This window comes from Candidatus Berkelbacteria bacterium, assembly GCA_016187225.1.
GTDB lineage: Bacteria > Patescibacteriota > UBA1384 > JACPKC01 > JACPKC01 > JACPKC01.
In genome coordinates, this window is sequence record JACPKC010000002.1 from 52,464 (window position 1) to 70,563 (window position 18,100).

At 46.8% G+C, this 18,100-nt stretch carries 18 protein-coding genes and 2 tRNA genes; 10 read left to right on the forward strand and 10 right to left on the reverse strand.

The genetic code is table 11. The annotated features are described in order from the left end of the window. Positions 1 to 2: 2 nt before the first annotated feature. Both HYW32_00300 and HYW32_00305 read right to left on the reverse strand, forming a co-directional pair. The gene (locus HYW32_00300; protein ID MBI2589465.1) at positions 3 to 1,184 is read right to left on the reverse strand and encodes a glycosyltransferase family 4 protein; all 1,182 of its coding nucleotides are present in this window, start codon (positions 1,182 to 1,184) and stop codon (positions 3 to 5) included. A 41-nt stretch (positions 1,185 to 1,225) separates the two neighbouring features. Then, positions 1,226 to 2,335: a glycosyltransferase family 4 protein gene (locus HYW32_00305; GenBank protein ID MBI2589466.1), complete on the reverse strand. Its 1,110-nt coding sequence runs from the start codon at positions 2,333 to 2,335 to the stop codon at positions 1,226 to 1,228. 111 nt (positions 2,336 to 2,446) lie between these two features. Here HYW32_00305 and gmd point away from each other — a divergent pair, with 111 nt between their 5' ends. Then, on the forward strand, positions 2,447 to 3,517 hold the full coding sequence (gene gmd, locus HYW32_00310; GenBank protein MBI2589467.1) for a GDP-mannose 4,6-dehydratase: 1,071 nt from the start codon (positions 2,447 to 2,449) through the stop codon (positions 3,515 to 3,517). Here the strand turns inward: gmd and HYW32_00315 are convergent, their stop codons facing one another. Genes HYW32_00315 through HYW32_00345 form a run of 7 tightly spaced genes read right to left on the reverse strand, consistent with a single transcriptional unit; the run spans position 3,518 to position 9,572 of the window. Beyond that, positions 3,518 to 3,865, reverse strand: a complete 348-nt coding sequence (locus HYW32_00315) for a DUF2304 domain-containing protein (GenBank protein ID MBI2589468.1) — start codon at positions 3,863 to 3,865, stop codon at positions 3,518 to 3,520. It lies immediately after the preceding gene. Positions 3,866 to 3,871: 6 nt separating this feature from the next. Next, complete coding sequence (locus tag HYW32_00320) at positions 3,872 to 4,636, reverse strand: glycosyltransferase family 2 protein (GenBank protein ID MBI2589469.1); 765 nt, start codon at positions 4,634 to 4,636, stop codon at positions 3,872 to 3,874. A gap of 16 nt (positions 4,637 to 4,652) precedes the next feature. Further along, positions 4,653 to 5,516, reverse strand: a complete 864-nt coding sequence (locus HYW32_00325; protein ID MBI2589470.1) for a bifunctional 5,10-methylenetetrahydrofolate dehydrogenase/5,10-methenyltetrahydrofolate cyclohydrolase — start codon at positions 5,514 to 5,516, stop codon at positions 4,653 to 4,655. Positions 5,517 to 5,528: 12 nt separating this feature from the next. Continuing rightward, the gene (locus tag HYW32_00330) at positions 5,529 to 6,746 is read right to left on the reverse strand and encodes a serine hydroxymethyltransferase (protein ID MBI2589471.1); all 1,218 of its coding nucleotides are present in this window, start codon (positions 6,744 to 6,746) and stop codon (positions 5,529 to 5,531) included. After that, positions 6,736 to 8,073, reverse strand: coding sequence for a UDP-glucose/GDP-mannose dehydrogenase family protein (locus HYW32_00335; GenBank protein ID MBI2589472.1), 1,338 nt, complete (start codon positions 8,071 to 8,073; stop codon positions 6,736 to 6,738). The genes HYW32_00330 and HYW32_00335 overlap by 11 nt, the downstream gene beginning before the upstream one ends. Continuing rightward, complete coding sequence (locus HYW32_00340; protein ID MBI2589473.1) at positions 8,070 to 9,026, reverse strand: GDP-mannose 4,6-dehydratase; 957 nt, start codon at positions 9,024 to 9,026, stop codon at positions 8,070 to 8,072. Before HYW32_00340 ends, HYW32_00335 begins: the two co-directional genes overlap by 4 nt. 12 nt (positions 9,027 to 9,038) lie before the next feature. Then, positions 9,039 to 9,572: a hypothetical protein gene (locus HYW32_00345; protein MBI2589474.1), complete on the reverse strand. Its 534-nt coding sequence runs from the start codon at positions 9,570 to 9,572 to the stop codon at positions 9,039 to 9,041. An 81-nt stretch (positions 9,573 to 9,653) separates the two neighbouring features. Between HYW32_00345 and HYW32_00350 the strand changes: the two genes are divergently transcribed. The 4 genes from HYW32_00350 (at position 9,654) to HYW32_00365 (ending at position 12,214) form a co-directional block, all read left to right on the forward strand. Next, positions 9,654 to 9,743: transfer RNA gene (locus HYW32_00350), tRNA-Ser, on the forward strand. A 59-nt stretch (positions 9,744 to 9,802) separates the two neighbouring features. Further along, positions 9,803 to 10,708 (forward strand): hypothetical protein, encoded by a 906-nt coding sequence (locus tag HYW32_00355; protein MBI2589475.1) that lies wholly within the window; start codon positions 9,803 to 9,805, stop codon positions 10,706 to 10,708. Between the two features lie 4 nt (positions 10,709 to 10,712). Beyond that, a tRNA-Ser gene (locus HYW32_00360) sits at positions 10,713 to 10,802 on the forward strand. Between the two features lie 338 nt (positions 10,803 to 11,140). Then, positions 11,141 to 12,214, forward strand: coding sequence for a hypothetical protein (locus HYW32_00365; protein ID MBI2589476.1), 1,074 nt, complete (start codon positions 11,141 to 11,143; stop codon positions 12,212 to 12,214). A 64-nt stretch (positions 12,215 to 12,278) separates the two neighbouring features. On the opposite strand, the gene HYW32_00370 is transcribed toward HYW32_00365, so the two are convergent. Beyond that, complete coding sequence (locus HYW32_00370; protein MBI2589477.1) at positions 12,279 to 13,367, reverse strand: hypothetical protein; 1,089 nt, start codon at positions 13,365 to 13,367, stop codon at positions 12,279 to 12,281. Between the two features lie 134 nt (positions 13,368 to 13,501). Here HYW32_00370 and HYW32_00375 point away from each other — a divergent pair, with 134 nt between their 5' ends. From HYW32_00375 to rpoD, 5 genes are all read left to right on the forward strand, one after another. Further along, on the forward strand, positions 13,502 to 13,972 hold the full coding sequence (locus HYW32_00375) for a hypothetical protein (protein ID MBI2589478.1): 471 nt from the start codon (positions 13,502 to 13,504) through the stop codon (positions 13,970 to 13,972). Next, positions 13,969 to 14,736 carry a hypothetical protein gene (locus HYW32_00380; protein ID MBI2589479.1) on the forward strand — a complete coding sequence of 256 codons (768 nt, stop codon included), beginning with the start codon at positions 13,969 to 13,971 and terminating at the stop codon, positions 14,734 to 14,736. Before HYW32_00375 ends, HYW32_00380 begins: the two co-directional genes overlap by 4 nt. Before the next feature lie 73 nt (positions 14,737 to 14,809). Continuing rightward, a complete protein-coding gene (locus tag HYW32_00385; GenBank protein MBI2589480.1) occupies positions 14,810 to 15,127 on the forward strand; it encodes a hypothetical protein in 318 nt (105 codons plus the stop codon). Between the two features lie 106 nt (positions 15,128 to 15,233). Next, positions 15,234 to 16,955 (forward strand): DNA primase, encoded by a 1,722-nt coding sequence (gene dnaG / locus HYW32_00390; protein MBI2589481.1) that lies wholly within the window; start codon positions 15,234 to 15,236, stop codon positions 16,953 to 16,955. Positions 16,956 to 16,980: 25 nt separating this feature from the next. Beyond that, positions 16,981 to 18,090, forward strand: a complete 1,110-nt coding sequence (gene rpoD / locus HYW32_00395; protein ID MBI2589482.1) for an RNA polymerase sigma factor RpoD — start codon at positions 16,981 to 16,983, stop codon at positions 18,088 to 18,090. The last annotated feature ends 10 nt before the right edge of the window (positions 18,091 to 18,100 follow it).

Consider the following 18,100-nt stretch of genomic DNA (forward strand, 5'->3'; position numbering starts at 1 on the left):
GATTATAGCAAGTCGGCGACGCGGAGCAGTAGTTGGGCAATTGGTTGCCAGGCGTAGTGTTCGCGAACAAGTTTTTGCATCTTTCTCACCTCTTGAACGCGTTGTTTTTCGGATAATGTGAGGATAGCTTGGGCAATGGACGCGCCAATTTGTTCGGGTTGATCCATATTGATCGGGTGACCACCTATATCGCGCAAAACATAACGCAAAGATTTTCGGTCAGCAAGAATCGGATAACAGCCACCTGCAATCGCCTGCAAAACTACGATTCCAAAACCCTCATTAAGAGAGGGAAAGACTAGAAAATGAGCGCTCTGACAGTATTTGACAAGCATTTCATCGCTAACTTTGCCGGCAAAGGTGACGGCCTGGCCAAGTTTTTCTTTTGAAACCTGCACTTCCAAAGTTGATTGATAACCTTGATCTTCACCCACGATTGTTAGTCGAGCTTTGGGACGTTTTTTGAGAATCTTTTTCAGGGCCTGAATTGCATACTGCGCGCCCTTATACTCAACTAATCGCCCAATAAACAAAAGTTCAAGCTGATCCGCGCGCCGGGCGGCCGAATTGCCTGCGAATTGAGCTGAATCGACGCCGACCGGAATGACGTGAATTTTTTCGCGTTTGGCGCCTAAAGCTAGATATTCCTCAACATTCGCATCAGTCAGAGCGATGAGCGCATCATAAGAATTCAGCATATGCCTACCCAGAGTGCGATCGTGCAAGTTTAAGGCTAGTCGGGCCGCTAATGATTGATGAGGCTGGGTTAAATCATAACCCGAGAGAACAAGTTTAGGGCGCCGAGCGCGCTGGGGCAAAAGCGGATAAAGCGGCTCAAAAAAAGTATAGCCGTGCGCATGAATGAGATCGAAATCTTCCTTATGCTTGCGCACCCAGGCATAGAGGGCTGGCGTCCACATGCCGGTATAAAATTGAAAGCGGGGCGGGAAACGTAAGACCCGAACCTTGGAGCGCTCCTCGTTCTCGAGTTGAGCTGGATACGTTGAGCGACGTATCCAGCCTCGGGCGGTCCAACCAAAAACATCAAATTGATTCAGCGAGGTCGTGGTGACAACGGTCACTTCATGACCAAGCTCGCCGAGCGTCCAGGCAATGTGAGCGGCGGTGCTTTGCGATCCGCCAATCGAGGGTGGGAAGCGGTGGACAAGTTCAAGGATTTTCATATGAGGGAGTGTGAGTGCATTTTCGTTTATTCCTAAAAGAATTATGCAATGAGTTCGCTATAGAGCATGAGATGACTGGCAACAGACGCATCCCAGGAAAAACTTCTTCTTTTAATCTTATCAAATTTATTTCGTTGCGCTAATTTGAGGGCGCGTGCGAGGGCTTGACTGTTGCCAGTTTCGAAAAAGATTACCTTGCCCGATACAACTTCTGGCAAGGAGCCAGCGCGACTCGCAATGATTGGTCGGTCCATGGCGCAGGCTTCAGCCGCACTGAAGCCGAAGCCCTCGGCAAGCGAGGGCACAACTACACAGTCGGCGCTCGCTAGAATCCTAGGCAAGCGCGCTCGAGGCAGTGGTGGGCGTAAGGTAATTTTTGTTTGCAGTCCTAGGCGTTGAATCTGTTGCTCGATGGCGCGGTAACCAGCTTTGGGATCTTGACCCAAGATCAAGAGTAAGTGCGCCTTGACTGGTTGGGTCTGCATCGCGTCGATGAGCAAGCTAACACCTTTAGAGATGCCTGGTCGACCAAAGTACAGAAAAAGAAACTTTCGCGCATAACCTAGCCTATTTTTTTCATGTTCGTGATGATAGCGAGTTGGGGCAAAGAGTTTTTCATCGATGCCGTTGTGGATGATGCGAACTTTTTTTTTGGCGCCGCGCAGGGCGATCAGGTCTCTTGAGGTTGCCTGTGAGACGGCAATGAATTGGTCGAAAGGGAGACGCAGAATGAGTTGTTCAATGAGAAAATAGATCAGCGCGAGCGGGAAGGTAAGGTCGTAGTGGAACCAGCGTCGTCCCCAGACTTCATGCACCGTAACGACCACCGGTTTTCGAAGCAATTTTCCTGCTAAAAATGCGGGCAGGGCGGCATTGTAGGTAGTCGTATGAATAAGATCAGCGCTCCGCGCGTGCTTAAAAATAGTTGGTAGCGCGAGACAAGTAAACCAGTAGCGGCGTGAAAATGGTGGTGTAGCGACGCGCCGAATTGTTATTCCGCGCCAGTTCTCGATGAGTGCGTTATTTGGCAGACGAGTGGCGATCGCCATAAGAGTATGATTTTTAACGAGTCGTGTCGCCAGCTCTTCGAAAAGCACAGTCACGCCGCCGACGAACGGGTAAAAATGTTCCAACACAAAGAGAATCTTCATGGGTAAATAGTAAGTGGTGATTAGGGATGTGTGAAGAGCCAGCAATCTTGGAGACTATTGCCTATTGCCTACTTACTTAAGTACGCTTCACTCAAATGCAAAAGGAGAACTATGTCAGAAGCAGAAAAACGTGGGCAAAAACGACGGGCGCTTATCACTGGTATTACTGGCCAAGACGGTTCTTATTTAGCTGAACACTTGCTTGAATTGGGTTATGAGGTTTATGGCTTGGTCAGGGCGCTCTCGACAACCAATCATACAAACATTGCTCATCTTAAAAACAAAGTGACACTCCTCGGAGGCGATCTTCTCGATAAAACTTCTTTGATCGCGGCGATACGCTTGGCGAATCCTGATGAAGTCTATAATCTAGCCGCTCAATCGTTTGTTCATCTTTCTTGGGAGCAACCTGTGCTAACTGCTGAATTCACGGGTCTCGGCGTACTGCGTATGCTCGAAGCAATTCGAGAAGTGAGTCCAAAGATTAAGTTTTACCAAGCCTCGTCGAGCGAGATGTTCGGTAAGGTTGTTTCTGCCCCGCAAGTTGAGACTACTCGGTTTTGGCCGAGAAGCCCTTACGCCGTTGCTAAAGTATTTGGTCATTACATAACAGTTAATTATCGCGAATCATATAATTTGTTCGCATGTTGCGGCATCTTATTTAATCATGAATCACCACGTCGAGGTCTCCAATTTGTGACACGTAAGATTACCGATGCCGTGGCGCGTATTCATCACGGTCTTGCCCAAGAGGTTCGTCTCGGCAATCTGGATGCTAAGCGTGATTGGGGGTTTGCTGGCGACTATGTGCGCGCCATGCATGCGATGCTTCAGGCTGAAAAACCAGATGACTATGTAATTGCCACGAGTGAGACGCATTCTGTTGCGGAGTTTGTTGAACAAGCTTTTCGCGTTATCGGAATAAAAGATTGGAAAAAATATGTTGCTATCGACAAAAGATTTTTACGGCCGGCAGAGGTGCAACTTTTGCGCGGCGACGCTAGTAAGGCACGTAAAGTGCTTAAATGGGAACCGAAGGTCTCCTTTTCGGAACTGGTTGAGATGATGGTTCGATCAGATATCATGCGTGTTGAGCTTGAGCTCGCACATGCTCAAACCGCTCAAGCCCTGAACCAACTTGAATCTTTTCGCCAGCCTGAAGTTCAGCAGACGCTAGGCTAACTACTCTTCGCGTTTCTGGCGTGTTGAGAATTCTTGAATTGCCAAATCGGAGATGAGGTGATCAACGCGACGCTCAATTCGATCAGCCTTGAGATAAAACCGATATGAGAGGAAGAGTAGGAATACCAAACCGATCCCAAGGATAGTGCCTTGCCCCGTGCTCGGACCGAAAATTTTTTCGCGGACTATGTCAAGTGAAGCTGGAAAGATTGCCGCCCAGGCGACGCCGATCCAGGTGAAAAGCCAAAATAGAAAAACCACAAAGGGCTCGCGACCATGACGAAATTCATCATAGGATTTAGCAATCACAAGCGCGGCTAAAAAACCGACAATGGCAGAGGCGATCATGAGTTCTTATCCCGATAAGGTTTTTCCAAGTAAACGGAGCAAAATGTTGATTCCATTTAAGGTCGATTGGCCTTTCTTTTTGGAGTATTCAGTGTAGATTGCTCGGATTGGGACTTCACGGATGCGCAATTTTGCCCGCTTGGCCGCGATTAAAATCTCGGTACAAATTTCATACCCGCTGGTTGAAAGTTGTAAACGCTCGAGGGCACGAAGAGTGTATGCCCGGTAGCCTGATTGAGAGTCGGTTGCGGTAATTCCACAGACCGCCCGCAATAGCCAACTGCCGGCATCGTTCAAGATTTGTTTTAAGCGCGGCATGTTTTCACGATCTTTTTTGCGAGTGCCGAGAACGATGTCGGCTTCATCTCTGATTAAAGGCGATAAAAGATTGTGGAGCTCGTTCGGGTCGTGCTGGCCGTCGGCATCGAGGGTCACTAAATAGGTCGCATGAAGTATTTGAGCAAGTTTAAAACCGGTTCGGGTCGCCAGACCTACCCCGCTATTCAAGCGATGTTTTGCAACCCAAGCGCCGTGCGCCGTGGCAATTAGACTCGTTTCATCGCCAGAGCCATCATCGATAACCAGGGGCTGAATTGCGTCAATGTTGGATAGGGTCTTCGGTAAAGAATTAAGCACGTTGCCAAGCGCCGCCGCTTCATTGTAAGCGGGTATTAAAATTACCAGTCGCGCCGTGTCTAAATCAGATGTTTGCTCTTGGACAAAATTGAGGCTGTGCCCAAGTGTAACTGTTGCGACTTCCTCCCCAGACATTTACCCTCCTGCACATCTATTGACTTAATTTAAGTTGCTGATATTCGGCGGCTAGAATGACATTTGAGAGCAAGGAAACAACTGTCATCGGACCGACGCCGCCGGGAACAGGGGTTGCAAGTCGGGACTTTGCTTTTGCCGCTTCATCAATATCGCCAACAAGTGTAGCATCCTGCTTCGCAAGTCCGACGTCAATAAGCACTGTGTTCGGTTTGATCATGTCGGCGGTGATCAGGTTGGCCGTACCAGCCGCACTCACGATTACATCGGCGTCTTGAGTGAGTTTAGTGAGGTCGCGAGTTGTCCGATCGCCAGTTTGAACTTGAGCGCCGCGAGAAGCCAGCATCCAGGCAAGCGGTCGGCCGACTAAGCGTCCTTGGCCGATAATGGTAAATTTTTTGCCACTGATCGGAACCTTATAATATGCAAGCAGACGCAAAATTCCAAGCGGAGTGGCTGGCGGGAAGAGTTCACGCCCAGTTTCTAAGGCCGCTTCGTTAGTCGCTGTTAGCCCGTCTACGTCCTTTTCCGGCTTAATTGTATTGAGAAGTTGATCGGTATCTAAGTCGGCTGACAATGGAAGTTGGAGAATAATACCATGCACTAACTGATCCTGATTTAGATCAACCAGCGTCTTGTGAATCTGATCGTATAATGTTTGTGGTCGAGTGGAAGTTTCGAATTCATAGACACTTACCCGAACGCCGATTGCTCTCCCGAGTTCGCTCTTGGCGCGGACGTATTTTTCTGTCCGTTCATCGGGATTAACTTTGAGGATCGCCAGATGAGGTTTAACACCTCGCTTGGCAAGCGCTCGCACACGTTCAATCAACTCTTGCTTAAGTTCTGTCGCGACAGCGCGACCGTCCATAGTGGTCATTCTATTGCTCGTTTATTTCAGCTCGCCGGGAGCGGGGAAAGTTTTTGCGAGGGCACGAACTTGGTTTTGCACTTGGCGGATAACGATATTATTTTGAGAGTTAGAGAGCACTTTATCGATTAATTCTACGATCTCAAAAATTTGTTTTTCTTTGAAGCCGCGCGTCGTTAAAGCCGGAGTGCCAAGTCGAAGACCTGAAGGATGAGTAGCTGGCGCCGGATCATCCGGAATGATATTCATATTGGCGATCAGACCTGCCTTCTCGAGGCTAATTTGCGCTTCGCGGCCGCTTATTTTTTTATTTCTCAAGTCAACTAAAACGAGATGATTTTCAGTGCCGCCGAAACACAATTCATAATTTCGCTCAACTAATGCCTTTGCCAAAATTTGAGTGTTAGTCAAAATTTGTTTGGCATAAGTTTTAAAAGATGGCCGACTTGCTTCTTCCAAGGCGATCGCCAGCGCCGCAATTTGATTTTGATGCGGACCACCTTGGAGCCCGGGGAAAACCGCCTTGTCAATTTGTTTTGAGAATGTTTTTTTACACAGAATCAGACCGCCGCGCGGGCCGCGCAGAGTTTTATGAGTAGTTGTGGTAATTATGTCAAAAACCGACCCTGGGTTATTCAGCAAGCCAGTTACGATTAGACCTGAAATATGCGAGACATCCGCCAGCGTGAGGGCGCCAACTTGATCAGCGATAGACTTTACACGTTCGTAGTCAATATCGCGCGAATAAGATGAGTAGCCAACCAAAATTAATTTTGGTTTATGTTTGCGCGCAAGCTTTTCCATCTCGGCGTAGTTGATCTTTCCTTCGAGAGTCGTCTTATAGCGTACGAACGTGTAAAGTCTAGCCGGTAGAGTGACCGGGTGGCCGTGAGTTAAGTGGCCGCCATGCGAAAGATCCATGCCAAGAACGGTATCGCCCGGAGCAAGTAGAGCCGAGTAAACCGCCAAGTTTGCTGGCGCGCCCGAGAGTGGCTGAACATTTACATGCTCAACGCCGTAAAGTTTCTTGGCAAGATCAATTGCTCTTTGTTCAATTTCGTCAACAATGCGATTGCCCGCATAGTAGCGTTTGCCCGGGTAGCCTTCAGAATATTTATTGGCTAGTGGTGAGCCTAGAGCGCGCAAAACCGCTTCTGACATGTGATTTTCGCTGGCAATTAAACATAGATCTTCTTGTTGGCGCAAACTTTCTTTGCGGATTAGCTGTTCAACTTTCATTTTTCGCTCCTTCGGTATTCGCGAGTTCAATTTGCGGCCGGCCAATTGAATCATAAACAAAACCCTGTTCCGCCATCTCACTCGGGTCATACATATTACGGCCGTCGACTATATAAGGGCGCGCAAGAGTTGCGCGAAGTTTTGCAAGATCAAGCTGACGAAATTCGTCCCATTCGGTAAGGATCACCAGTAGGTCGGCTTTCTGCGCAGTTTCGAGTGCGGTTCTGCCAAAAGTTAAGTTCTTTAAGATTTGTTCGGCTTGATGTTTGGCAACTGGATCATAGGCTCGAATCACAGCGCCCACGCGCTGAAGTTCTTCGATAATCGCCACTGCGGGCGCATCGCGCATGTCGTCGGTTTTGGGTTTAAATGCAAGCCCCCAAACTGCAATGACTGCGCCATTAAGTTTTTTAACGCGGGCGCGAATTTTACGCACGATAAGCTGACGCTGGGAACGATTAATATCCTCAACAGCTTCTAAAATACTCGCATGCACTCCAGCGTCGTGCGCCATAGCGATCAGCGCTTGCACATCTTTTGGAAAACATGAGCCGCCGTAGCCCACACCCGCATCTAAAAAGGCTCGCTTGCCAATCCGGGCATCAAGGCGCATGCCCTCGGCAACTTTGGTGACATCGGCGCCGACACTCTCGGCAAGTTGGGCAATTGAGTTGATAAAGCTAATTTGGGTTGCAAGCATTGAATTTGAGGCATATTTGATAAGTTCGGCCGTTTTCACGTCCGTCATAAGTATAGTCGACTTCAGAGGAACGTAGAGTTTCTTCATGATACGTCGGACTCGATCATTGTCGTTCTCAATGCCAACCACCACTCGATCCGGATGCATAAAATCAGCGATCGCCGAACCCTCACGCAGGAATTCTGGATTACTCACGACCGTGAAATGTATAGATGTTTGCTCACGAATTATCCGTCCAACAAGGTCACCTGTGCCGATTGGCACCGTGCTTTTATTTACAATAATGACAGGGCGTATTAATGCTTGGCCAATTGCTCGCGCCGCGTCCTCAACAAAGCGAAGATCGGCTCGGCCGTGTTCATCGCTGGGCGTGCCAACGGCAATAAAGATAATCTCGGCGTCATCAACTGCGGTTTTGATATTGCTTGTAAAATGAAGGCGTTTTTCGCGTAGATTGCGAGCTAAAATCTCTTCGATGCCTGGCTCGTAAATCGGGCTTTTGCCTGTGTTTAAAGAATCGATTTTTTTTTGATCAATATCAACGCCGATGACCTCATTACCCAAATCGGCCAGGCATACGGCTTGGACTAAGCCAACGTAGCCAGTGCCAATAACCGCAAGCTTCATTTGCGCTCCAGCTGGAGCTGGGCGCGCACCCATTCGAGAGTCTGTTTCAGACCTGTTTCGAGTTGCACTTCTGGTTGCCAGTTGAGGAGTTTTCGAACTTTGGCAATATCCGGTTTGCGGCGCTTAATATCGTCGGGACGCGCTGGGCCATTCTCGATTAGAGACCGACTGCCTGAAAGTTTAATTACTGTTTCGGCAAATTCGCGCACTGAATGCTCGTCTGGATTGCCAAGATTAACAACTTCATTGCGTGTCAATTTAGCCTGATCGAGCATGCTCAATAATCCTCGAATCAAATCATCAACGTAGCACGCTGAACGTGTTTGACTGCCATCGCCATCAAGAACGAGAGGTTCATCCTTAAGAGCTCGAACCGCAAATTCACCGATCATTCGACCATCGTGAAGCGCCATTTTTGGCCCGTAAGTGTTAAAGATTCGCACCATGCGCACATCCAACTCTGGAAATTCGTGGGCATAAGTTGTGATAATCGTCTCCCCAATTCGTTTGCCTTCTTTGTACGGCGCGTGCGCGCCCCGCGGATTTACATTGCCCCAATAAGTTTCTTTTTGAGGGTGTTCAAGCGGCTCGCCGTAAATTTCTGATGTCGAAGTGTGCAACAATTTAGCGTCTTTTTGGAGGGCAAATTTGAGAACGTTGGGAATGCCTAAAGTATTGGTTTCGATCGTTTCAATTGGATGTTTAACGTAGTGAATCGGACTCGCAATGCAGGCAAGATTCCAGATATAATCTATATCTTCTACGATCGTGAGAGGTATCCGAACATCGTGTTCAACGATGCTTAAAGGTTGGCCGTCAAACGAGGCGAGATTTTGACGTGAACCGACACGGAAATTATCTAAAATAATTACGCGTTCTCCACGGGCAAGTAACGCACTCGCAAGGTTTGAACCCAAAAAACCCGCACCCCCGGTGATTAATGAGGTTGGCATGGTTTTATGTTACTAGAACTTCAGCCAGCGCATCAAGCGATCGGTAAAAATTTCACCTCGAGTCATTTGCTCCGGTAGATGGTTGCGTAGTCGGGCGCGTAGTTCGACTGGTTCAACGTGGGCAAGATGAATGGTGCGCACCGGCAGAAATTTTAGGGTTGTTTCGAGATAAAGATGCGGATTGCCAGCTTTGGCTGTAATCCAAAATGATTTAAGTTGATCCCAATCATAAAATTTTTCACCTGCCTTAAAGCCGTGTTCGTCAATTGAATAACGTACCATGACCGGTTTTTGACGTGATTGCTGATAAAACACTACGGCGGCCAGTGCAACCACCAGCATCGCCGAATAATCTCGCATAAAATAAAAAACAATGATGAAAAACGCGGCTACCGCTAATAAACCAACAACCCATAGCCAGCTCTTTTCAAAATACACAAATTCGGGCGCTTCCCACGCAAGCCAACTTCCCTCTCTCTGGAGGGTACCTGAAAGCTCATCAACTGCGCCTGTTCCCTTTTTAGGCCTATGTTTTTTAGGCTTCACTGCACTCTTCCCTTCCATGATTATGCTAACAAAGGTAGCATGGACAGGCAATATACTATCTGATACTTTGCTGGGTTGTTGGGAGAGGTGCGTGAGCGGTTGAAACGAGCGGTCTTGAAAACCGCCAGGGGTGCAAGCTCCTCGTGGGTTCGAATCCCACCCTCTCCGCCAATAACCATTACACTTTTGAGAGAGCGTCTTTGGTTATTATTGATTAATACTGATCACCTATGTATTACGATTCAGAACATAGTATTGAAAATGTAGTTTACCTTGACGATCATCGAGTATTATCGAAACTTGTTGAAAAAGCACGAGAAACTGATGACTGGGAACCCTTGACTGATGAGATAATGGCTAGTTCTCACAGGCGAGATGAAGCAGAGCTTGCGAAAGTGAGAGGTGTTATTGCCACGGCAATTCGTCACGACGAACTGAATAATTTCAGTGATATCTCCGCTCGGAGGCAAAACCAATTGAAACCCCATGGGACCGAGCGAGAGGAGCTGGTCGGAAGAATCGTCCCCTTTTCTCATTCGACAGGTGAATATTCCCAAGTCGCTCAAGTAATTGTTGGACCTTGGGGAGCAGAGCCAAGCGGAGACGTGATTGAAGCTCAATTACCGCCCCGTGAAATCGAGCCAATCCCAGAACTGGTGACTGACCTCTACGAAGTTATGGGACGAACATTCCCCGAAACTTTTCCTGACACCGCTGAAGGTTGGAGAAGGGCATACGATTTTCCTGAAGAGCAACCTGCCCGAATTATAGCCTTAGACGAATTAAGCAATTTCTTACAGGAGAGCCAGAATCAAAGATTAAAAACCGGTCAAGTAATTGTTCGCATTGCGGATCACTCGAATCCTAGAACTGTCAGTGTCATCGAGATGCCGATTAATCATCTAATGCTTGCGATTGGCGTTGCGTCAGACGCCGGCTCTCTTTATCAGGAGCTATACAATTGCCTTGCAGAATGTCCAGTTGATCGAGATTTGCATCGGTTTGCAATGCATTGGCGTAATAGTTCTCCCAATCACCCCAGGCGCCGTGCATTTGAGCGAGAAATTAGGACTGGTGGGGCGATGCATGTGCTGGCATATTCTGTAAAAAAGAAATTAATCTCTAGCTTAATTTAAATTTGGTGAGGTGCCGGAGTGGCCGAACGGGTTCGCTTGGAAAGCGAATGTGCGAGCAATCGTACCGTGGGTTCGAATCCCACCCTCACCGCCAGTAGAAACTTCACGATTTGAAAGGGTTGCTCCGCGCGGCCGCAAGGCGGCCGCGCGGAGCGTTAGCGGAGGCGGGCGGCGGGGCGGGTCAATCCGTTTTCCGCTCGAAAAAAGTTCGCGCAAAGGGTATAATTTCACCGCCAGTTGGGAAAAGCCGAGCGTTCAGATGATTGTAAAAATTTCTAAAGCTCTCGGTGTTTCTGTTGAGGATTTACTAAAATTAAGAAAGAATTTACCCCAAAGAAAAACTATGAAATCGTCTTTTCCGCCAGCCGAGCCCAGAGTGTTCCGTTCGGATATTCTCAAACAGACACCGCCAATGAATCAGCTAAAAATAAGATGAAGCGTATCGAAAGTTTTCTGGCGACGATCGAAAAAGTTTTTGCCAATATGGACACACGTACTTTTTGGCCGCTAAATGGTGGTCAAATCGGCGCCTATTTTGAGGTTGCCGAAGCACTCGACATTTATAAACGATTAATGGCTTTACGGACTCGAAAAGATCTGGCGGCGATTGCTAAACTCTTGCCGCCGCCGGATATCTTGCGCAACTTCATTGAGAATAATGGTTTGATCGGTTTAAAAGTTGCACACCAGTTAAAATTGGCTGATATTGACAGTCGGGCACGCACTGATTACTTACTTTTTCTCTTTGATCTGCTGGCCGAGAAGACCCAGAACGATATTTTTTGCCATGATGGCAAAAATCTGCTTTTGACACAGGGTGAAATTGATCATCTTCTCGCCACGATGCGCTGGCAAGTCGTTGAAAAAACATTGGAGCAGAAAACACTTGCTAATCTTATCATTACCGCTAGTCAATTTGCCTACAGTCTCTACTATGATATTTACATGGTGGGCGGTTTTTATCTCCATGGACCATACGATGTTGCTCGGCGTTTTGGACGCAATGCCATCTTGATCATTCGTGATTATCACAATCTCAAGCCACACTTACTCTGGCCCGAACTTCGACTCGATTTGAATTCACTGCGATTGTTTACGATTTATCGTGGCCTAGATTTTAAGATTAACTTTGCCAATCATCCCGACTCCACGACTTCAGTTGCTGATAAGCTCATCGCCTACTACGCTGAACTTGACAGCCGACGCCTTAAGCATGATGACATTCCGGCACTCACTGATAAGCTAGAGCAGTTAGCTACGATTCAGGCTCGAACGATCATGGCATGGTCGGATCATAAGAAAGTAAAAAAAGGCGCAGAGATTGCTTACTATCTCTTTCGAAATTTCAGAATTGCTACAGGTACCGATTGGTCGCCACCAATCGATGTTAAGCAGACGATCGACAGCTTTGGCGATGAATTTATCAAACGTTTCCATTATTTTGAAGCGCCGCCCGGGCTAGCTCATTGGCGCAAAATATTTGACCCGAGGATTGATTATTATTAAATAAACCCACATCCGTATTATTGCCAGCCAGAACAGTCAAATGGCTTACGGTGACATTAGTCAATTAACGCATGTACGTTACGAAGCCGCTCGATGGAAAAGTGTCTGGGCAGGCAGAGGTGTTGGCGAAATAAACCGCTAAAGAATCTCGGGTAAGGAGTTTAAAGTAGACGATGCCATCTTGATTAGCATAGCAATGCTCATTTGTTACCTCGGTCGGGTCCTTAAAAGTTGGATTTGTTTTTCCGATTCGATAAAAATCTCGATCTTGAAGACCAACAATTCTAACTTCATCCGGAGAAGTAAAAGTTGAAATTCCTAAATATGCCTCACTGTTATAAAACGCCTCAACTGGTGACGAAAACCAACTGCCACTAATGGTGCCTATAATATCTTGGTTCAGCGATCCGCAATTTTGCGGTTTGTCTCCGTATGTTTCACCTTCAAATCGAAGCTTGGCATAATAACGTTCTTTTTTTGGGAAAAAGTCGTAAGGGCAAATCGCGTGCCGCAAGCGGAGATGGCTCATGAATCGTGCTGGATTGGCAAATGTATTCTCTTGTCGCAGATCATAGAGCCCAAAATCCCAGATATTGTTTGGATAATTACCACTGGTGTATGCCACCACTTCGCCCGCGGCAATGTCAACGTTCGTTTTCAATTCAATTGATTTACTCTCGGCGCTAGGCGTGGCAGGAAATACCTTGCGTATAGCCTCAATCGGATCTGTGATGTGATCAAATTTAAGGAAGTAGTCGCAAGAGGCTTGAAAAATAAGCGCATACTCATCCTGGCCACTGGCATTGCGAAAATTACCCGAAATGAGCGTTAAGACAGTCGGCGCGTAGATGGCAATTTTTTTACTCGGATTCTCAAACGCTATGAAAGTATGGCTACGCAGTTCGCCAGAATTCACCGAGCCTAGAGGCGCAATGCCGTTTATTCGATCTAGTTCGGTAAAATCATAGGTAAATTGGAGTTGATCAATTTTTCTACAGTTATCTGTAGCTCTAAATTCTCCGAGTTTTTCTGTTTGGGAATTTATTTGCGTCAAAGGCGTCGTATCTTTAATGAAGGTGACTGCGACCGCGCCGGCAATCAAAAGAATGATGATAATCGTTATCCAAAATATGCGTTTAATCCATCGAGTCATAACATTAGTTTACCATGCCTAACGGGCTGGGGATCGGTACGCCTGCGGCGATCCCGCCAAGTTGCTTCGTCGCCCTTGGCTCCTCGCGATGACGAAAGTGAGAAAGTCCTATATAGTAATAAAAAGGAGGCGCTATGAAACCGATGTTACCACGGGATAGATCAATTGCTTTTCCTAAAAGAATCGGTTGGCTGATACTTGTTCTATTAGTTTATTTCGATGCAATCTTTACCGTGATAATCGGCAAAGAAGGCAATCCGCTTTGGCAAATTTTTACCAATCGTTATGGCATTTGGACAGATTTGATTGCTCCTATTCCTGTGTTATTAGCCCTTTACGTCGGCATTTTATTGCTCACGCCAATTGTTAGAAGATTTGACCGCTATCCTAATTCGCATGAAGTCATATTGACCAATTTAATTATTGTCTACGCGATTTACGACCTTTACTTTATTTTGAATTTTGTCGGTTTTCCTCTGGCAGTTGATTTTTTTGCATCAAAAATCAAGTTGATTATCGCTCTGCTTGTGCCTGGCATTATTCCTTACAATATTTTTTTGGAGTATAGATTATTAAAACAAAAAAATTCCTCGAATAGTTTATGAAAATTTGGAAAGCAATTTTTGGGGGTATTGTAATAATAGGTGTGTTCGGTGTCGTTGGATTTCTAAAGTTTCAAGCAGGGGCAGATCTCGTCAATCCGCCTCAATTTATTCAAGCTGATTTTATTGATCTCGATAAAATTTACTCGATTTCCAAATTTCGTTCCGGCGCGGGGCATGATTTTTCAGGCAATGGCGAGAAATGCCGGAGCATGAAGCACTATTTCAATGTCCAAGATTCGTCGGAAAAATTTGCGGTCTGGGATAAAAACAATGGTTTGCCGCCTCCGCCGGTTGCTGGTTCGGCGATAGATATTTTCAGTCCGGTTGACGGCAAAATTGTTAAGGTCGAGGTGGAGCAGACGCCGATCGGCCAGCAAGTTTATATTTCGCCGGAAAAGGCGTCAGAGTTTACAGTGCGCTTATTCCATATTTATTTACTGCCGGAGATTAAAAAAGGTTCGCAAGTTAAAGCTGGTCAAAAAATTGGCGAAATTGGCAAATACCAGAATACTGATATTGCTATTTCCACTGGATTGATCGGTCGAACGTTTATCTCTTACTTTCAAGCTTTGCCGGAGAACATTTTTGTAAAGTATCAAGCCCGCGGCGTAGTCAGTCGCAATGAGCTGATTATCACTAAGGAGCAACGTGATGCCCAACCCCTGCAATGTAATGGTGAGCAGTTTGCCAAGAAATATGATTCAATTGCGCCGGAAGCAAACTATGTGTATTTAAGCGGCTGGCAAAATCCTGTTAGCTACTAGGATTAGCGCCTTGTATTTAGGGTGAGTCTATGTTTTAATTTGCGCACTTATTTAGCCTAGGAGGTTTAAGAAATTGGAAAAATTCGATATCCGTGGGTTGCAGGTCAAGCTGGCGGAGCCAGAGATTTACTTTCACGACGAACGACTCGGAGGAGCACCCGACATCCTATGTGGCTTCCTGCGTGATCTTCACCACCTACTCGAGGGTGAGGAAGTAACCGCAGAAGAGTTTGCGGATGCTTATCGTGGGGCGATGCTCAAATTCGTCCACGATCATGACCCAACAGGAGCACAGTTCAGGATTGTGGCCGTCGTTGTCATCGATATTCTTCTCGCGGAGTGCGGCGAGGAGTTTGGGAGCGCAGTCCGAAAATGTCTGCCGTTCGGATAGTCCGCTTCGCCAATAATGGCGCCACAAACTCAAGACCCAGCTGGGTCTTTTTTCTTGACTATAAACTCTTAAAACATGAGAGTGGGATTATTGGGGAAGACATCTAATGGCAGAAAATCAAGTTCAGGAAATAAAAGAACGCGTTGACGTTGTTGATTTTATTGGTCAGTACGTGCCGTTGAAGCGTGCCGGCAATAATCATAAAGGCCTCTGCCCATTCCACACAGAGAAATCCCCCTCATTCATGGTCAACCAAGAGCGGCAAATTTTTAAATGTTTTGGATGCAACGAGTCCGGCGATGTGCTGACATTTTTACAAAAGATGGAAGGCTTATCTTTTCCTGAAGCTTTAGAAATGTTGGCCGATCGCGTAGGCGTGAAACTCGATCGCAAAAAAGCGCCTGCACAATACCAAAAAGAGAAAGATGAAAAGACCGTTCTCTATCGTCTCAATACTGCCGCCGCCAAGTTTTTTCATCATCTTCTCTTAAAACATGCATCTGGCGCTGTGGCGCTCGCCTACTTAAAAACTCGTAAGGTAACTGAAGAAACAATTATCCAGTTTCAACTTGGTTACGCGCCGGACAAACCAGTTCTGGCAACCTGGTTAAAAAAATACGGGCTTGACGCTCAAGCTTTGCGTCTTGCCGGGAGTCCGGAACGGTTTCGAAATAGAATCATCTTTCCGATTCGGGACGCATTAGGGAACACAGTGGGTTTTACCGGAAGGAGTCTGCCTGGTGATACGATAGGCCCCAAATATTACAATACGCCCGAAACCCCAATTTTCAAAAAAGGCCGGATTCTTTATGGTTTACATGAAGGCAAGCAAGCGATTAAGCAGACTAAAACCGCCATTCTTGTTGAAGGACAAATGGATGTGGTGCTATCGCATCAAGTGGGAATATTAACGGCGATTGCCTCTTCGGGGACGGCGCTGACACTCGATCACTTAAAAATTCTCGCGCGTTACACGCCGTCGCTTGACATTGCCTTCGATGCAGATACTGTCGGGATCGCCGCCGCGAAAAAAGCGATCGCCTTAGCCCTTGAAGCTGAACTGACTGTTCAGGTGATTCAATTGCCCATGGAGATTAAAGATGCGGGCGAGGCAATCGAGCAAGATCCGGCGATCTGGCAGGCGGCCGTGCAATCACCTCAACCCGCGCTCGAGTGGCTAATCCAACGTTCCATTGTTGTCGCCGGAATCCTCGATGGCGCCAAGAAAAAGTTAGTCGCTCGAGAAATTTTGCCTTATATTAATCTTATTAGCGATTTGGTGGAGCGCGATCATTATCTTAAACTACTTGCGCGCCGCATGATGGTATCCGAAGCAATTCTGCACGACGCTTTCAAGCGCATGAATCAAAAACCGCCTCGCTCTCAAAGCGCGCTACCTGTTCATCCTCAATCCGTCTCACAACGTTCACTTGAGGAGCAATTAGTGGGCTTAATCTTATTTCAGCCCGATCTAATTGAACAAATTTTTGTCTCACCTAAGCTTTTGGTTAAATCAGAACTAGCCAGTCGTCTGTTCCAAATTTTCAAAACCTGGTATACTGCAGGGCGACAAAGTTTGCTTAAAACCCAGTTTAAGCCTGAAGATCAAAAGGACATCAATGCTCTTCTGCTTGAAACAGAAACTCTAGTTGCCCAAGGCGTCCAGCCTAAAGAATTAGCCCAGGAATTTCATGATCGCCTTCAGGCTAAGAACCGTGAAATTTTGAAAGAATCCATGGCCGTTCAAATTGCAGAGGCCGAAGCGACAGGCGATCGAAATCGCGTCAAAACACTTATCATTGAATTACAAAACTTGTTGGCTAAATAGAACGGTCTAGTTATTAAGGAGTCAGATGCCGAAACGTAAGCCAATTGCGAAAAAACCCGAATTCAAACTCGACTTTCCCGAGCCGGTGATCAAGCTTGTTGAAAAAGGCCAGCGCCACAGCTTTATTACTTATCAGGAAATCCTCCAGACAATTCCAGAGGTCGAGAAGAACATCGTGCTCCTCGATGAACTCTTTGATTTTTTTGCCAAGCAAGGGATCGAAGTGAGGGAGGCAACCCGGAGATTTTTGGCGGTTGACGAAAAGAGTTTGGGTAAAAAAGGTAAAGGCGAGGATGATCTAGCCGACATTTCCGACGACTCGGTGCGGATGTATTTGCGTGAAATTGGCAGTATCTCCCTCTTGACCGCGCTTGACGAAGTGGCGCTTGCTAAAAAAATCGAGATGGGCGACTTGGTCGCGAAAAAAAAGCTTGCCAATGCAAATTTACGCCTTGTAGTTTCAATTGCAAAAAAATATATCGGTCGCGGGTTGACTCTTCTGGATTTGATTCAAGAGGGTAACCTCGGCCTTTTGCGAGCAGTAGAAAAGTTCGATCATCGGAAGGGGTTTAAGTTCTCAACTTATGCCACTTGGTGGATTCGACAGGCGATCACTCGAGCGATTGCTGATCAGGCGCGGACAATTCGAATTCCAGTTCACATGGTTGAGCTCATCAATAAAATGATTCGAGTGCAAAGACAATTAGTGCAGGATTTAGGCCGCGCGCCTTTGCCGGAAGAAATTGCGGCTGAAATGGGGATGCCGGTAGATAAGATCGAACATATTCTCAAAATCAGCCAGGAAACGGTCAGTTTGGAGGCGCCAGTTGGCGAAGAGGAAGATTCAAGTTTGGGTGATTTTCTACAAGATAAGGACAGTCTCTCGCCGGAAGAGACTGCAATTTATGAACTCTTGCGCGGGCATGTTGATGAATTTTTAGGCTATCTTGCACCTCGAGAGCAAAAAATTCTCAAGATGCGTTTTGGTCTTGAGGACGGCAGGACACATACGCTTGAAGAAGTCGGTCAAGAATTCGGTGTCACGCGTGAGCGGATTCGTCAGATTGAAGCAAAAGCGCTTCAAAAACTTCGCACGCATCGCGACTCTATAAAACTCAAAGACTATCTACGCTAGTGAAGGATAA

Excerpts from the sequence above, each read along its gene's own strand:
- HYW32_00380 (MBI2589479.1), top strand. The coding sequence starts at position 13,969 with ATGAAAATTTGGAAAGCAATTTTTGGGGGTATTGTAATAATAGGTGTG.
- HYW32_00340 (MBI2589473.1), bottom strand. The coding sequence starts at position 9,026 with ATGCCAACCTCATTAATCACCGGGGGTGCGGGTTTTTTGGGTTCAAAC.
- HYW32_00365 (MBI2589476.1), top strand. The coding sequence starts at position 11,141 with ATGAAGCGTATCGAAAGTTTTCTGGCGACGATCGAAAAAGTTTTTGCC.
- dnaG (MBI2589481.1), top strand. The coding sequence starts at position 15,234 with ATGGCAGAAAATCAAGTTCAGGAAATAAAAGAACGCGTTGACGTTGTT.
- gmd (MBI2589467.1), top strand. The coding sequence starts at position 2,447 with ATGTCAGAAGCAGAAAAACGTGGGCAAAAACGACGGGCGCTTATCACT.
- HYW32_00355 (MBI2589475.1), top strand. The coding sequence starts at position 9,803 with ATGTATTACGATTCAGAACATAGTATTGAAAATGTAGTTTACCTTGAC.
- HYW32_00315 (MBI2589468.1), bottom strand. The coding sequence starts at position 3,865 with ATGATCGCCTCTGCCATTGTCGGTTTTTTAGCCGCGCTTGTGATTGCT.
- HYW32_00370 (MBI2589477.1), bottom strand. The coding sequence starts at position 13,367 with ATGACTCGATGGATTAAACGCATATTTTGGATAACGATTATCATCATT.
- HYW32_00305 (MBI2589466.1), bottom strand. The coding sequence starts at position 2,335 with ATGAAGATTCTCTTTGTGTTGGAACATTTTTACCCGTTCGTCGGCGGC.
- HYW32_00325 (MBI2589470.1), bottom strand. The coding sequence starts at position 5,516 with ATGACCACTATGGACGGTCGCGCTGTCGCGACAGAACTTAAGCAAGAG.
- rpoD (MBI2589482.1), top strand. The coding sequence starts at position 16,981 with ATGCCGAAACGTAAGCCAATTGCGAAAAAACCCGAATTCAAACTCGAC.
- HYW32_00335 (MBI2589472.1), bottom strand. The coding sequence starts at position 8,073 with ATGAAGCTTGCGGTTATTGGCACTGGCTACGTTGGCTTAGTCCAAGCC.
- HYW32_00375 (MBI2589478.1), top strand. The coding sequence starts at position 13,502 with ATGAAACCGATGTTACCACGGGATAGATCAATTGCTTTTCCTAAAAGA.
- HYW32_00300 (MBI2589465.1), bottom strand. The coding sequence starts at position 1,184 with ATGAAAATCCTTGAACTTGTCCACCGCTTCCCACCCTCGATTGGCGGA.
- HYW32_00330 (MBI2589471.1), bottom strand. The coding sequence starts at position 6,746 with ATGAAAGTTGAACAGCTAATCCGCAAAGAAAGTTTGCGCCAACAAGAA.
- HYW32_00320 (MBI2589469.1), bottom strand. The coding sequence starts at position 4,636 with ATGTCTGGGGAGGAAGTCGCAACAGTTACACTTGGGCACAGCCTCAAT.